Annotated in this window: 13 protein-coding genes; 8 read left to right on the plus strand and 5 right to left on the minus strand. The window is 69.0% G+C overall.

The features are described 5' to 3' along the window. Nucleotides 1-146 precede the first annotated feature (146 nt). Entirely contained in the window at nt 147-773 is a 627-nt protein-coding gene (locus tag AWZ10_RS32370) for a TetR family transcriptional regulator (protein ID WP_037695775.1), read from the minus strand. Nucleotides 774-975: 202 nt separating this feature from the next. Here AWZ10_RS32370 and AWZ10_RS52545 point away from each other — a divergent pair, with 202 nt between their 5' ends. The 3 genes from AWZ10_RS52545 to AWZ10_RS32380 all read left to right on the plus strand — a co-directional run bounded on the left by AWZ10_RS52545 (nt 976) and on the right by AWZ10_RS32380 (nt 2,835). Continuing rightward, entirely contained in the window at nt 976-1,140 is a 165-nt protein-coding gene (locus AWZ10_RS52545; RefSeq protein WP_037695778.1) for a hypothetical protein, read from the plus strand. Between the two features lie 88 nt (nt 1,141-1,228). Next, nucleotides 1,229-1,519: a hypothetical protein gene (locus AWZ10_RS32375; RefSeq protein ID WP_046704415.1), complete on the plus strand. Its 291-nt coding sequence runs from the start codon at nt 1,229-1,231 to the stop codon at nt 1,517-1,519. A 146-nt stretch (nt 1,520-1,665) separates the two neighbouring features. Beyond that, nucleotides 1,666-2,835 (plus strand): cysteine desulfurase family protein, encoded by a 1,170-nt coding sequence (locus tag AWZ10_RS32380; protein ID WP_060892760.1) that lies wholly within the window; start codon nt 1,666-1,668, stop codon nt 2,833-2,835. A 144-nt stretch (nt 2,836-2,979) separates the two neighbouring features. Here the strand turns inward: AWZ10_RS32380 and AWZ10_RS32385 are convergent, their stop codons facing one another. Both AWZ10_RS32385 and AWZ10_RS32390 read right to left on the minus strand, forming a co-directional pair. Beyond that, a complete protein-coding gene (locus tag AWZ10_RS32385) occupies nt 2,980-4,506 on the minus strand; it encodes a multicopper oxidase family protein (protein WP_079104522.1) in 1,527 nt (508 codons plus the stop codon). 341 nt (nt 4,507-4,847) lie between these two features. After that, nucleotides 4,848-5,552 carry an N-acetylmuramoyl-L-alanine amidase gene (locus AWZ10_RS32390; protein ID WP_060892762.1) on the minus strand — a complete coding sequence of 235 codons (705 nt, stop codon included), beginning with the start codon at nt 5,550-5,552 and terminating at the stop codon, nt 4,848-4,850. An 83-nt stretch (nt 5,553-5,635) separates the two neighbouring features. Between AWZ10_RS32390 and mnmA the strand changes: the two genes are divergently transcribed. From mnmA to AWZ10_RS32415, 5 genes are all read left to right on the plus strand, one after another. Next, on the plus strand, nt 5,636-6,763 hold the full coding sequence (mnmA, locus tag AWZ10_RS32395) for a tRNA 2-thiouridine(34) synthase MnmA (RefSeq protein ID WP_060892763.1): 1,128 nt from the start codon (nt 5,636-5,638) through the stop codon (nt 6,761-6,763). A gap of 114 nt (nt 6,764-6,877) precedes the next feature. After that, nucleotides 6,878-8,164: an AAA family ATPase gene (locus AWZ10_RS32400; RefSeq protein WP_060892764.1), complete on the plus strand. Its 1,287-nt coding sequence runs from the start codon at nt 6,878-6,880 to the stop codon at nt 8,162-8,164. After that, nucleotides 8,161-9,021 (plus strand): RloB family protein, encoded by an 861-nt coding sequence (locus AWZ10_RS32405; RefSeq protein WP_060892765.1) that lies wholly within the window; start codon nt 8,161-8,163, stop codon nt 9,019-9,021. Before AWZ10_RS32400 ends, AWZ10_RS32405 begins: the two co-directional genes overlap by 4 nt. Before the next feature lie 121 nt (nt 9,022-9,142). Beyond that, nucleotides 9,143-11,752, plus strand: a complete 2,610-nt coding sequence (locus tag AWZ10_RS55270; protein WP_060892766.1) for a type I restriction-modification system subunit M — start codon at nt 9,143-9,145, stop codon at nt 11,750-11,752. Next, complete coding sequence (locus tag AWZ10_RS32415; protein WP_078935659.1) at nt 11,742-12,959, plus strand: restriction endonuclease subunit S; 1,218 nt, start codon at nt 11,742-11,744, stop codon at nt 12,957-12,959. Before AWZ10_RS55270 ends, AWZ10_RS32415 begins: the two co-directional genes overlap by 11 nt. On the opposite strand, the gene AWZ10_RS32420 is transcribed toward AWZ10_RS32415, so the two are convergent. Together AWZ10_RS32420 and AWZ10_RS32425 are read right to left on the minus strand one after the other, a co-directional pair. Next, nucleotides 12,952-13,140, minus strand: a complete 189-nt coding sequence (locus AWZ10_RS32420) for a DUF397 domain-containing protein (protein ID WP_046708491.1) — start codon at nt 13,138-13,140, stop codon at nt 12,952-12,954. The genes AWZ10_RS32415 and AWZ10_RS32420 overlap by 8 nt on opposite strands. A 13-nt stretch (nt 13,141-13,153) precedes the next feature. Further along, a complete protein-coding gene (locus tag AWZ10_RS32425) occupies nt 13,154-14,002 on the minus strand; it encodes a Scr1 family TA system antitoxin-like transcriptional regulator (RefSeq protein ID WP_078935660.1) in 849 nt (282 codons plus the stop codon). Nucleotides 14,003-14,371 lie beyond the last annotated feature (369 nt).

Here is a 14,371-nt window from a genome sequence, read left to right on the forward strand (position 1 = left end):
GGTCAGCCGGGCCAGGGTGGCCAGGCTCCGAGCGGGGCACCGAGCCAGGAGGCCTCGGCGTCGGCGTCCAAGGACAGCTGACCGACAGGCAGGCAAGCAGGAGGGCGCGCCCGTGAACGGGCGCGCCCTCCGTTCGTTCGGGCCGCTCAGTCCAGCCAGTGGCGACAGCCGATGCTGATCAGCCGCATACGGCGGCTCGCCAGCCGGGTCACCCGGAGGCGCTCCTCCTCCGTCTCGTCCAGGGCCGCCAGGAACAGTGAGGCGGTCACCAGCATCTGATCGACGTACAGGCCCGCGAGCATCAGCCGGTCGTCGTCGGTCCACCCATGGGTCTCCGGCCGCTTGGCCAGTTCGCCGCGCACCTCCTCGGTGAACCGGGCCAGTTGCCCCTGGATGGCGTCCCGCACCGGCTGGACCCCGCTGTGCCGTTCGCGCGCGATGAATCTGACGTGCGCGGGGTACGCGTCCACGTGGCGGGCGATCAGATCGACGGCGCGCTCGATGAGTTCGTCGCTGTCGCCCACCGCCGACATCAGGTCCCCGAGGACCGGGTGCAGACTGCCGAGCACCTCATCGACCAGCGCGACACCGAGGTCCGCGGTCGACCGGAAGTGCCGGTAGAACGCGGTGGGGGCGACGCCCACGGCCCGGGTGACCTCGCGAAGTCCCAGGCTGCTGAGGCTCTGCTCCTCCAGCAGACCGAGCGCGGCGTCCATGAGTGCCTGCCGGGTCCGCTGCTTCTGGACCTGCCGGATGCCGAGAGTGTGACTCATGCCATGCAGTTAACAACTGTTCTCCGTAATTGCAAAGCCGGACGACGCGCTAGACTTGGCAGTCAGTGAACAGTTGTAACCACAACCGTTCACCCAGCCGTGACGAACGCGACTCGTGACGAATCCATCGTGACGAACGGTCCGAAACGGCGAACCGAAACGACGATCCGAAACGCGATCCGAAACGAGAGGCGAATCCGCCATGTTGTTCCTCGTCGCCGCGCTCCTGCTGCTGGGTGTCGTCCTGGGCACCGTCGCCCATGTGCCGCTGGCCGTCTCGTCCGCCCTGGCGGCCGGTATCGCCCTCTGGCTGGCGGCCTTCGCGTACCGCGAGCGCCACGCCCGCCACAGCCGCACCACCGACTGACCGTCCGTCCACGACCGTCCGTCCACGACCGACCGTCCGTCCACCGCCGGACGGCTTTCCCCGAGAGCTCGTTGGGAGCAGACCGACCATGCAACTCACCGCAGCACGTCAGCAGGCCGGGACCACCGCCACCCGCACCGGCGGCCGAGGCCGGGACGCCGACGGCATGGCCGTCGCCTCCTTCGTCCTCGGCCTGCTCGGTCTCCTCGTCCTGAACCTCTTCCTCGGCCCCATCGCCGTCGTCCTGGCCGCGGTCGCTCTGAAGCGGGGCACGACCAGGCGGGGCCGCGCCTTCCTGGGCCTGGGTCTGGGCATCGCCGACCTCGTGATCCTGGCCACCCTGATGGAGACGACGAACACGGTGTCCTGGAGCTTCTGAGAGCCGAGAAGTCCCTGGTCGACACCGTGGGCAAGCGTTCCGCGGGCCGGAACGGATCGGTGCCGCCGACAGCTCCGGGCGCCTTACGGCCAAGTCCCCGAGCACCCCGAGGCCACCCGCACGGGGCCCCGTAGAATCGGCTCACCATGGCTTACCTCGACCACGCGGCGACCACCCCGATGCTCCCCGAGGCGGCAGAGGCCCTGACCGCCCAGCTGAGCGTCACCGGCAACGCCTCTTCGCTGCACGCCTCCGGCCGCCGAGCGCGGCGCACCGTCGAGGAGGCCCGCGAAACCCTCGCCGAAGCCCTCGGAGCCCGCCCCAGCGAGGTGGTCTTCACCTCCGGCGGCACCGAGGCCGACAACCTCGCCGTGAAGGGCCTGTACTGGTCCCGTCGCGACACCGACCCGGCCCGCACCCGCGTCCTCGCCAGCCCCGTCGAGCACCACGCGGTCCTCGACGCCGTCCACTGGCTCGGCGAACACGAGGGCGCCACCGTCGAGTACCTCGCGGTCGACCCGTACGGCAGGGTCCACCCGGACACCCTCCGTGCGGCCATCGCCCGCAACCCCGACGACGTCGCCCTGGCCACCGTGATGTGGGCCAACAACGAGATCGGCACGATCCTCCCGGTCCGCGAACTCGCCGACGTGGCACAGGAGTTCGGCGTCCCGCTGCACGCCGACGCGGTCCAGGCCTTCGGTCAGGTTCCGGTCGACTTCGACGCCTCCGGCCTCGCCGCCATGACCGTCTCCGGCCACAAGATCGGCGGCCCGTACGGCATCGGCGCGCTGCTGCTGGGCCGCGAGTACAGCCCCGTACCCGTGCTGCACGGCGGCGGCCAGGAGCGCCACGTCCGCTCCGGCACCCTCGACGTCCCGGCCATCGCCTCCTTCGCGGTGGCCGGCCGGCTCGCCGCCGAGCAGCACGAGTGGTTCGCCCGGGAGATCGGCGCCCTGCGCGACGCCCTGGTCGAGGCGGTCCGTACGGCGGTGCCGGACGCGATCCTGGGCGGTGACCCGGCCCCGGCGGGACGCCTCCCGGCCAACGCGCACTTCACGTTCCCCGGTTGTGAGGGCGACTCCCTGCTCCTGCTGCTCGACGTCCAGGGCATCGAGTGCTCCACGGGTTCCGCCTGCACCGCCGGCGTCGCCCAGCCCAGCCATGTCCTCCTCGCCACCGGCACCGACCCCGACCTGGCCCGCGGCACCCTCCGCTTCTCCCTCGGCCACACCTCCACGGAGGCGGACGTGGAGGCGGTCGCCAAGGCGATCGGCCCGGTGGTGGAACGCGCCCGCAACGCGGGCCTCAGCTGAAGAACCACGCCTGGCACCTGAGTCGACGGCGGGGCCGCGGTCACCGAGTCCGCGGATACGCGACCCCGCCGTCGTCCTGGAGCTCCCCCGGCCCAGAGCGTCAGACGCTGCAGCCCGACGTCGGCACGATCCGAACGGCGGGCCCTAGCTCTCCATCACCATGAGGCCGGCCATCATGCCCTCGTCCTCGTGCTGGAGGAGGTGGCAGTGGAGCATGTACATGTACGTGTCGTCCGCGAAGTCGGTGAACTCCATGGCGATCTTGATGGAGCCGCCGCCGACCACCTCGTAGGTGTCGAACCAGCCGAGATCGACTCCGGTCGGTTCCTCGCCGTTGATCTCGATCAGCTGGAACGGCACGTCGTGCAGATGGAACGAGTGCTCCAGCATCGTGTTGTTGGTGATCGTCCAGATCTCCTGGGAGCCGAGCGTCGTCATGATCGTCGCCATGGAGTCCATGGTGGTGCCGACCGCCCCGTTGATCGCCATCTCCAGGCCGTCCTGGTCGAGGGTGATCTCGCGGGCCGTGAAGCCCGACGTGTCGTACCGCTCGATCGTGTTGAGCGAGGACGGCAGGTCGTCCGGGCTGTCCGAGGCGTCCGGGGTGACGGTGAGGAAGTCGTACGTACCGCTGCCGCCACGGACCCACCCGGTCGTGATGACGGCCTGCAGCGTGACCGCGTCGCCGAGGTCCATGACGAACTCGGCGCGCCCGCCCGCCACCAGCCGGATGGACTTCACCTCGGTGGCCTCGGTGAGGTAGCCCTGCTCGGTGGCGACCTGGGTGAGCGTGCCGCCGTCGCCGCGCTGGACGGTGATGATGTCGGACGGCGAGGCGTTGAGCACCCGGAACCGGGTGCGGGTCTTGGCGGCGGTGAACGTGAGCGTGGTGTCGTCCACGTTCGTGCCGTTGCACAGCAGCGGAAAGCTGAGGGTGTTGCGCAGATAGCCGTTCAGGTCGTACTTGATGTCGCCCGCGGCGTCGGTGGCCAGGCACTGCAGGACGATCGGGATGTCGTCGACGCCGTACTCGCTGGGCAGCGCGGCGGACGCGTCGGTCTCGTCCTCCACGATGATCAGACCGGCCAGACCGTGCACGACCTGCTCGGCCGTGGTGCCGAGCGCGTGCGGGTGGTACCAGAGCGTCTTGGCCTCGTCGAGGATCTCGAAGGTGGGGGACCAGGTCTCCCCGGCGGCGAAGGCGTTCTGCGGGCCGCCGTCCATGTCGGGCGGGATGTGCGCGCCGTGGAAGTGGACGCTGGTGTCGGCGTCGAGGTCGTTGGTGATGTTCAGCAGGACCGTGGAGCCGGTGGTCCACTTCATGGTGGGGCCGAGGTACGACCCGTTGTAGCCGGCGGTGTCGCTGGTGACACCGCTGAGGATCTCGTGGGTGCCGGTCCGGGCGGTCAGTGTGAACGTGGTGGTGCCGTCGGAGGTGGTGCCCTCCAGGAGGTCCGGGATGTTCAGCGAGGCGGTGTTCGTCGCGGCGCCCGCCTTGTTGCCCTTCGCGTCGGTCAGCAGCGAGAAGGTCGTACCGGCCACCGCGACCGCCGCCAGCCCGGCCCCCGCCATACCGCCGAGGAACCTGCGGCGGTGCAGTCCCTTGCCCTTGCGGTGTTCGCCCTTGGGGTGACCTGCCGTGCCGGTGGTGGGCTCCATGTTGTTCGTCATGAGCCGGGATGTTTGACCTGAGGACTGTGCGAAGACTGGGCCGAAATTAGGAGCGGGCCGAGCGGGCTGTGAGATCGCGGTGAGTGGCGAGCTTCCTCAACTCCTGCGTGAAGAGGGTGGGTTGAGGCCGCCGCAGGTCGAGTCCGTGGCGCGGGACGTATCGGACGGCTGCTGGGCGGACAGCTCCCGCCGGACATGTTCGTGTGATGCGTGCCACATTCCGGCTGGTCTGTGCCGCCGCTGTCCCGGCCCTCTCGCACCGCTGTGACCTGACTGTCCGCACCCGCCGCTGCGACGGCTGTCGGGGTCGGCCGGGCGGCGGGTTCAGGTGGGCGGCGGGGTCAGGTGGGCGTCGAGGTCTGGGCGGCGGCCGCCGCGCGCACCAGCTTCATGTAGCGGTCCCAGTCCCAGCCCTCGCCGGGGTCGGTGTGGTCCGTTCCCGGGACCTCGACGTGGCCGAGGATGTGCTCGCGGTCGACAGGGATGTCGTACCGCGCGCAGACACGGGCCGTCAGCCGCGCGGAGGCCTCGTACATCTCGGCGGTGAAGTCCTCGGGGCGCTCGACGAAGCCCTCGTGCTCGATGCCGACACTGCGCTCGTTATAGTCCCGGTTGCCCGCGTGGTACGCCACGTCCAGCTCGCGGATCATCTGCGTGACGTGGCCGTCTTTGCGCACGATGTAGTGCGCCGCCGCGCCGTGCTCCGGGTCCTGGAAGACCTTCACGGCACTGTCGAAACTCCCCTGGGTGACATGGATGATCACCATGTCTATGCCGAAGTCGTCCGGCCGGTCCGCCAGCCGCCAGTTCGCGTCCGACGCCGAGACCCACTTCGCACCCGTGTAGTCGACCTCGCCCTCCTTGCGCGGTTTCGCGACACCGGGCACCCGCCACCACGCGCGCTTCAGCTCGTCCCTGGCCACGACGGCCGTACCGACGGCGGCCACGGCCGTGCCGATGAGCAGCGCCCGACGTCCGACGCGCCGGTCCCCGTCCCCACCCGTGCCCCCGGAAGCGCCGCCCTTTGATGCCCTTCTGGTGCCCACGTTGATGCCTTTCTGGTGCCCACGAGAGCGTCAACGGATACTCGCGGGCTTCGGTTCCCGGCGCCCCGTACCCTGGAGGGGTTATGACTGAGACCTCACAGCCCCGCCCCCTTCGCGTACTCGCCGCCATGTCCGGCGGAGTCGACTCCGCCGTGGCCGCCGCCCGCGCGGCCGAAGCCGGGCACGACGTGACGGGCGTCCACCTCGCCCTCTCCGCGAACCCGCAGTCGTTCCGCACGGGCGCGCGTGGCTGTTGCACCATCGAGGACTCGCGCGACGCCCGCCGCGCCGCCGACGTCATCGGCATCCCCTTCTACGTGTGGGACCTCGCCGAGCGCTTCCGCGAGGACGTCGTCGAGGACTTCGTCGCCGAGTACGAGGCCGGCCGCACCCCGAACCCCTGCCTGCGCTGCAACGAGAAGATCAAGTTCGCGGCCCTGCTCGACAAGGCCCTCGCCCTCGGCTTCGACGCCGTCTGCACGGGCCACTACGCCCAGGTGATCGTGAACCAGGACGGCACCCGCGAGCTGCACCGCGCCTCCGACATGGCCAAGGACCAGTCGTACGTCCTCGGCGTGCTCGACGACAGGCAGCTCGCCCACGCCATGTTCCCCCTCGGCGACACCGTCACCACCAAGGACGAGATCCGTGCGGAGGCCGAGCGCCGGGGCCTCGCGGTCGCCAAGAAGCCCGACTCCCACGACATCTGCTTCATCGCGGACGGCGACACCCAGGGCTTCCTCGCCGACCGGCTGGGCCGCTCCGAGGGCGACATCGTCGACGAGTCCGGCAACGTCCTGGGCACCCACGAGGGCGCGTACGGCTACACCATCGGTCAGCGCAAGGGCCTGCGCATCGGCACCCCCGCCCCCGACGGCAAGCCGCGCTACGTCCTCGACATCTCCCCGGTGGACAACACGGTGACCGTCGGCCCGGCCGCCGCCCTCGACGTGGACGCCCTGACCGCGATCAGGCCCCGCTGGTGCGGCGCGGCCCCCACCGGCCCCGGCACCTACACCGCCCAGCTCCGTGCCCACGGCGGCGAGACGGAGGTCCGCGCCGAGCTGGTCGACGGCACCCTGGAGGTCACCTTCACGGAGCCCGTCCGCGGCGTGGCACCCGGCCAGGCGATCGTCCTGTACGACGACACGCGGGTCGTGGGGTCGGCGACGATCGCGTCGACGGTAAGGGCGAAGGCCGGGGTGGCCTAGAAAAGATCTTCGGGGCTGGCCCCGGACCCGCCGCCGTCATAGGCTTCTCTCGCGGATCGTCCGCAAGGGTTAGTGAACGACGGGGCCGCCTCCCCGTCCGCCAGGAGGTCGAGGGTGCTCCTCCGTTTCCGGGTGGCGAACCACCGCTCGATCCGTGACGAGTGCGAGCTGTCGCTGATCGGCGCCGGGCTCAAGGAAGGCACCGCTCGGGACACCGGAATCGAGTATGACCACCGGCCGGTTCCGGGGCTCTCCGTCCTGGGTGTCTTCGGCGCCAACGCGTCGGGCAAGACCAATCTGCTCAGCGCCATGACGGCCATGCGGGACGCCGTACGCACCTCTTTCGCGGACTGGCCGAAGTCGCCGGGCGTCCCCCGTCAGCCCTTCAAACTCGACCGCAAGAGCGCCGACGAAACGACCCTCTTCGAGGTCGACCTCGTCCTGGGCCATCACCGCAAGATCCGCTACACCTACGGTTTCGAGCTGTCCGACGAGCGCGTCGAGGCCGAGTGGCTGCACGCCTACCCCGACGGCGAACGTCAGGTCTGGTTCGACCGGGAGGCGGGCCGGCCGGCGGCCGAGGGCCCCGAGTTCGTCTTCGAGGGCGACGGCATCGCCGAGAATCGCCGCGACGACCTGGTTCGGTACACGCGATCCGACGCGCTGTTCCTCTCCACCGGAGCCACCCTCAACGACCCCGTGCTGTCGGCGCTGCACCGCTGGTTCCTCGACAACCTGTGGCTGGTCACGCCGGGCGAGGACATCACGGGGCGTACGACGTTCACCCAGCGGATGCTGACCGAGAAGAGCGCGAAGAACACGGAGCGCGCCTACCGCGAACGGATCCTCCAACTCCTCGCCATCGCCGATCTGGGTATCACCGGCATCGACGTCGATCCCGAGTCCGGAGGCATCCGGCTCAGGCACCGCACCCCGGACGGCGGGGATGTCCCGCTGGAGTTCCTGCGCGAGGAGTCGTTCGGCACGCACGCCTGGTTCGCGTTCCTCGGCCCCATGCTCACGGTGCTGGACAACGGTACGACGCTGCTGGTCGACGAACTCGACTCCAGCCTCCATCCCACCCTCGCCGCCGAGGTCGTACGGATCTTCCAGGACCCGAAGGCCAATCCGAACAACGCCCAGCTCGTCTTCACGACGCATGACGCGACCCTGCTCGGCAGCGCCGTACTCGACCGTCCACTGGACCGGGAACAGGTGTGGATCGCGGCGAAGGAGCGTTCGGGGGCGACCAGCGTCTATCCCGTCACCGCCGCCCACCCGGCAGAGGACGAAGACCTGGAGAGCGGATACCTACGAGGCCGCTACGGCGGTGTACCGCGCGTCGGCGCGGGAGCGATCGCTCGTGAACTGTCCTGGCAGGAGGCGAAGGAAACAGCGTGAGCAGGCGGGGCGGACGGCAGCAGGACAACGGTGTCGGCGGGGCGGGAGAGACGGAAGGCGAGGGAGGGGCCGGGACGTCACGGAGGCGCAGGGGGAGCAGGGACGACCGGTTCGCGCCGGTCCCGTACCGGCCGCCGGTCTCGAAGGAGCAGCGGGTCCTCTTCGTCGCCTGTGAGGGCGAGGTCACCGAGCCGCAGTACCTCGACCACCTCAACTCCCGCTACGGGGACGGCGGGGACGGGGAGCGGCAGCCGTTCCTGATCCACCCGATCAGCGCGAAGAACGGTCTCATCCCCTCCAGGACCGTCGCCGCCGTGCGCGACCTCAAGCAGGCCGAGGGCGAGGAGGCGTGGGTCCTGTTCGACAGGGACGAGCATCACGACATCCCGAAGGCGCTCAGGGAAGCCGCCGCGGCCAACGTCCAGGTGTGCTTTTCGCACCCGTCCTTCGATTTGTGGCTGCTGCTGCACTTCCAGGCGATGAGCGGGCGGCAGAGCGGCAGCAACAAGGACATCGTAAAGAAGCTGCGGGCGGCGCACCCGGCGTACAAGTCCTTCGACGTGAAGAACGACAAGAGCGTCAAGGGCGATCGACGCGACGCGCTGGACGAACATGACGCCGCGAAGAAGGCGGTCGCCCACGCCAGAAGCCTGGTCAACCAGTGCGAGCACGGCGGCTGCAAGGCCGACAACCGTAAGCCCAAGCCCGTGCCGCGCGGCAGCGTCCCGGAGTCCGACAGGAAGTGGGCCGCCCGCTCCGGACACGCGGAGGACTGCCCCGTCCTCAAGCGGGACCCGTCCACCGACGTGTGGCGGCTGCTGGTCAGCCTCGGCATCGTGGACGACCGGTCGAGGTAGCCGTCCGCATGGCCGAAAGGCGCCGGTCCGACGGTTACCGCCCGCACCGGCCCGCCGTCTAGGCTGCCCTGGCACGATCGATCGACCTCCCGTCCCCCACTCTCCACCGAAGGACCGGCGCGTGGCCCGCATCACCCTTCCCCAGTTGGAGCGGCACCTCTTCGCCGCCGCCGACATCCTCCGCGGCCGGATGGAACCCTCCGACTACCGGGACTACATCTTCGGGTTGCTCTTCCTCAAACGGGCCTCGGACGAGTTCCAGCCCGCATGGGAGCGTACATATCAGCAGCGGCTGAAGGAGACGGGCAGCGAGACGAAGGCCCTGCAACGGGCCGACAACCCCGAGTTCTACACCAACGTCTTCTTCGTCCCGCCGCGTGCCCGCTGGTGGAAGGGCCCGCACGTGCTCGACCCCGACGAGCCCGAGGTGACCGTCCCCGGGATCGAAGCGCTCACTGCCGAGACCAAGGGACCCGACGGCAAGGTCGTGCAGGCCGGCGAGTACCTCGACAAGGCGCTCGCGGCGCTCCAGGAGGGCAACTCGCGGCTGACCGGCGTCGCCTCCCACATCGAGTTCAACGCGGTGGTCGGCAACAAGCCGCGCTTCACCGCCAACGAACTGCTGTCCCTGATCCGGCACTTCAGCATCTACCGGCTCCGCAACGAGGACTTCGAGTTCCCCGACATGCTGGGCGCGGCCTACGAGTACCTGCTCGGCCGGTTCGCGGACAGCGCGGGCCAGAGCGGCGGCGAGTTCTACACCCCGCGTTCGGTCGTCCGGATGCTGGTGCGTCTGCTCGACCCGCAGCCCACCGAGAGCGTCTACGACCCCTGCATGGGCTCCGGCGGCATGCTCATCGCGGCCCGCGAGTACGTCGAGGAGCACGGCGGCAACCCCGACGAGCTGGGCATCAACGGCCAGGACCGCAACCCCGCGTCCTGGTCCATGGCGAGCATGAACATGGTGCTGCACGGCATCCGCAAGTTCGACCTGCACCACGGCGACACCCTCACCGAGCCGCTCCACCTCGACGCCGGCAAACGCCTGCTCACGTTCGCCAAGGTCCTCTCCAACCCGCCCTTCTCCCAGCCCTACGACCAGCAGGCGGTGGCCGCCGCCGACGGCGTGCACGGCACGCGGATGAAGTGGGGCTGGGCGCCGGAGAAGGGCAAGAAGGCCGACCTGATGTTCGTCCAGCACATGATCTCGGTGCTGGCGCGCAACGGCGTGGTCGCCGTCGTCATGCCCCACGGGGTGCTGTTCCGTGGCGGCAAGGAGAAGGACATCCGCGAGGAGCTGCTGCGCGACGACTGCGTGGAGGCCGTGATCGGCCTGGGCCCCAACCTCTTCTACGGCGTCGGTATCCCCGCCTGCGTGCTCGTACTCCGGCGCCCACGTGAGAAGCCAGACGCGGAGCGGCGCAAGAAGGTCCTCTTCATCAACGCCGACCGCGAGTTCACGGTGGGCCGCAACCAGAACGAGCTGGGCCCCGAGCACGTCGAGAAGATCGTCACGGTGTTCAAGGACGGGCGCGAGCTGTCGGGCTACTCGCGGTTCGTCGGGGTGGACGACCTCCTTGCCGAGGGCGCCAACCTCAACATCCGCCGCTGGGTGGACAACTCGCCCCCGCCGGAGCCGCAGGACGTACGGGCCCACCTGTACGGGGGCGTACCGGTCGCGGAGATCGCGGCGAGGTCCGGGCTCTTCGGCGCGTACGGGGTGGACGCGTCGACCCTGTTCGCGGAGCGCGAGGCTGACCCCGCGTACTACGACTTCCTGCCCGAAGGCCCCGAGACCACGGTGGGGCGCATCGCCGAACTGGCGGCGGCGAAGGAGACGGAGCTGCGGACCGCGTACGCGGCCTGGTGGGAGGAGGGCTCGAAGCTCTTCGCCCAGCTGGCCGAGGACCGCCGTCTGATGGACCTGCGCTCCGGCCTCCTGGACGGCTTCATCAAGGCGATCGGCGCGGTCGGCGTACTGGACGAGTACCGCACGGCGGGCATCGTCGCTGACTGGTGGACGCAGTCCCGTTATGACATGAAGGCCCTGGCGGCGGGCGGTTTCGCCCGGGTCCTCGAAGGCTGGGTGGACTCGACTGAGGCGATCGTCCGACCGGCGGAGGGCGCGGTGATCACGGGCACCTCGCGCAGGCAGTCGGTGTCGGTGACCGACCGCCGCCGGGCGATGGACCAGCCGGTCGTACGCCACCTCATCCCCGAGTTCCTCGATCAGTACGCGGTCGTGGAGGCGGAGGTCGCGGCGGCGGACGCGGCCTACAAGGAGGCGCTGGACGCGCTGGCGGCGGCGAAGCCGGCGGAGGACGGCGAGGAGGAGGCCGACGCGGTGGACACCGCCGAGTCGGCCGAGCCGGTGTCGGACGAGGAACTCGCCCGTCTGGAGCGCGAGCTGGCGGTCTGCCGGAAGGCACGTACGGCGGCGACGAAGAAGCGCAAGGCGCTGGACGACTTGTTCCTGAAGAACCTCAAGGATAAGGCCACGGATGTCCTGAAGGACGAGGGGCGGACTCAGGAAGTCGTCCTGGACGTCCTGAACGAGGACATCTCCGGGCGCGTGGACGCGGCGTTCGCGGTGGGGCGGCGGGAGCTGGTGGCGGTCTTCCGCCGGTGGGCCGAGAAGTATGCGGTGTCGCTGAGCGAGCTGGAGGGGGCTGGCGCGGAGGCTCAGGGGGAGCTGGGGGAGTGGCTGGAGGGGTTGGGCTATGGGCGGTGAAAGCGGCTACACGCACCTGGTCCGACTGGGGTCTGTGCTCGCCGAGAAGCCGAGGAACGGGTACTCACCGAAGGACGTTTCGGAATGGACCGGGCTTCAGGCTCTTGGCTTGGGGTGCCTTACAGTGAACGGCTTCGCTCCAGTGCAGCTGAAAAACGTTCCGGACACGCCCGTAGCGCGCCGCTGTGTGCTTGCTGATGGGGACGTACTCATCAGCCGGGCCAACACTAGAGAGTTTGTTGGGCTTGCTGGTCGATACGCGGGTACCGGCGACCCATGTATCTACCCCGACCTCATGATGCGGCTGCGCCCGACCGAGACACGGTGCCTTCCCTCCTACCTTGAGATTGTTCTCGGGTCGCACACGGTACGTAAAGCTGTGCGGGCCGGGGCACGAGGCACGAGCGACAGCATGGTCAAGATCAGTGCGGCGTTGGTCGAGGGGCTTAAAATCCCACTGCCGTCGCTGGACCGACAGCGCCGGATTGTCGCCGCGTACGACGCCTTCGAGCGGCGGATCAGGGAGTTGGAAGGGCTGCTCAGCAAACTGCGATTCGCCGAGCAGGCCTTGTCAGCCGAGGTCTTGTCGCGAGGCAGCGAGTGGGACGAGGTTCCGCTGAAGACCGTCGCAACTGTCGCCGCCGGGGTGACCCTCGGGTCAGAGCCCGTTGGTGCCGGAACCGTCGAACTGCCGTATCTGCGTGTCGCCAACGTTCTCGACGGGAGTATCGACACAACTGACGTCAAGCGGGTCCGGATTCTCCGTGCTCAGTACGAGCGGTACGCCCTGAAGAAGGGCGACCTGCTGCTCACCGAGGGCGGGGACCTCGACAAACTCGGCCGGGGCGCGGTCTGGGACGGACGTATCGAGGCCTGCCTTCACCAGAACCACGTGTTCCGGGTCCGCTGCGGGGAGCGGCTGTCGTCGGACTTCCTCGCGCTGTACACGGCGTCGCCCGCAGGTCGTGCCTACTTCCAGCGAGTTGGCAAGCAGACCACGAACCTCGCATCGATCAACTCGACGCAGGTGAAGGCCATGCCCGTTCCGGTGCCTCCGCTGGATGAGCAGGAGCGGCTACTCGGGCCGATCCATGCGGCACGAAGGCGCTCCGAGGCGTCGAAGAAGCAGATCGCCAAGCTGAGGACCGTTCAGCGGGCGGTGGTTGAGGACCTGCTGGTGGGGCAGGCCGGGAGTTCCGCTACGTGAGCTGATCCGCCTTGACGCTCCGCATCAGAGCCCTCAGCGCAGCCCGGTCCGTGGTCAGAACGCGGGCCGGGCTCTCGCCTTCCCTGACAGCGATGCTCTCCGGAGTCGGCGCGGCTATCTCGACGCAGTTGTTGCCGCCTTCCCCGGAGAAGGACGACTTCAACCAGCTCAGCTCCGACAAGACCTGCTCCCTTTCACATCTCTTTGGTGATCGAATGGATGAATTCGGCTGACTTATTCGGAGTCAACGCCGCCCGCTCAGCCAAGTCCAGACGCTGGCGGAAGTTCTCCAACTGGGTTGGCGAGTCGAAGAACAACGGTCCGGCCGGTGAGTCCATGTGCACCGTGTCCAAGTGCGGGTTGTCCGCCGCCGCGTACAGGACGGCGTCTCCCACCGTCGGAAAGCCTCCGTTGGTGAACGGGATCACCAGCAAGGTCACGTTGTCACGCTCGTTCTCGTCCAGCAAGTGATGAAGTTGGGCACGTGCCACGTCCCGGCCGCCCAACTGCATCCGCAGAGCGGCTTCGTGGATGATCCCGATATAGGGCACCGGCTTGTCTCCCTTCACAACGCGCTGCCGGGCGAGCCGGTGTGCGATGCGCAACTCGACCTCCAGGCGAGGAAGCTTTGGTACGACGAGATCGAAGATCGCTCTGGCGTGGTCCTCGGTATGGAACAACCCCGGGAGGTGCGAGGTCTGCACGGTGCGCAGGTGTACGGCGTAGTGCTCGATCTCGGAGATGTCGAGATGCCCCGGAGGTACTTTGCCCCGGTACTCGTCCCACCAGCCCGGCTTGCGGCCGCCCGTCATCGCGGCCAACGTGTCGATCAGAGCTTCGTCGTTGCACTCGTAGATGCTGACCAGCCTGCGTAGGCGTTCCTCGCCGATGCCGTAACGCCCTGCCTCGATGTTCGAGATGTTGGTGCGATCCGTACCCAGTGCGCCAGCCGCGGCGGGGGCGGACATGCCGACTGCTTCGCGGAGTCGCCGCAACTCCAGGCCCAATCGGCGCTGTCGGATTGTCGGGGTGTTCGGTGCCATCAGGGCCCTCCTTGCTCGCGCACAGTGTGCCGATGGTGGCGCTCCGAGTCCATCTCGCAGAAAAACTACACCCGTTCCAGTGAGATGAATGGCACGGGTTAAATTCTCCTCGCTATGGTGTGACTCAGGCCACCCCCGCCCCACCCTCGCGGAAGCACACCGGACCCCCACCGCCCATCCGGAAGGCGGTGAACGCCCCGGCAAAGACACCGCACCGGCCCGGAGCCGGAGGGCATGGCCGCCCCGCGCGATTCACATCCGCGTACTCACCGCAGCCACTCGCACCAACGGAGGTGCCGCGTGACCCGACCCCCCACCGTCCTCACCCCCCACGCCCGCCCCTCCGCCCGGGGCGCCCTCCCCTGCCTG

Origin of the sequence: Streptomyces europaeiscabiei (assembly GCF_001550375.1) — a bacterium.
Lineage (GTDB): Bacteria > Actinomycetota > Actinomycetes > Streptomycetales > Streptomycetaceae > Streptomyces > Streptomyces europaeiscabiei.